Genomic DNA, 568 nt, shown 5'->3' on the forward strand with positions numbered 1-568 from the left:
TACACGGGCATCCGCGCCGGCGCGCCGGCGGCCGTCGTCCTGCCCGCACTGACCAACGTCGTGCGCGGGCTCCTCCCGCACGCCGACACCGGACCGATCGTCACCGCGCTCGCCGCCTGCCTCGGCCTGCCCGCCCCGGCCGCCTCCGCCGAGGGGCCGGACGGCGGCGCCGTCCCACGGGAGGAAGTCCTCGGCGCGCTGCGGCAGTTCCTGGAGGAGGCGGCCGCCGAGCGCCCGCTGGTGGTCGTCCTGGACGACCTCCACCGCGCCGCCGACTTCGTCCGCTCCTTCGTCGAGGACCTCACCGTCCGGCTCGGCCCGGTCGCCCTGCTGCTGATCGTCGGCGCCCGTTCCGAACTGCTCCACACCAGGCCCTCCTGGGGGTGCGCCAAGCGCCGCTCGGTCCTGCTGCACGTGGCACCGCTGTCCACCGCGGCCACCGCCACCGTGATCGGTGCCGCCTCCGGCCGCCGCCACCCGACGCCCGCCGACGACCGCCGCGCGGCCCTCGCCGACGGCAACCCGCTGTTCGCCCAGGCCTACGCGCGGGCGGCGGACGCCGGCGCCG

General features: G+C 78.3%; 1 protein-coding gene. It reads left to right on the top strand.

Annotated elements, in window-relative coordinates; genetic code table 11:
* Positions 1-568, top strand: a 568-nt coding sequence (locus AE652_RS42775; RefSeq protein ID WP_049661790.1) for an AAA family ATPase, incomplete at both ends; no start/stop codon positions are given.

The organism is Kitasatospora sp. MY 5-36, from assembly GCF_001182915.1.
Taxonomy (GTDB): Bacteria; Actinomycetota; Actinomycetes; order Streptomycetales; family Streptomycetaceae; genus Kitasatospora.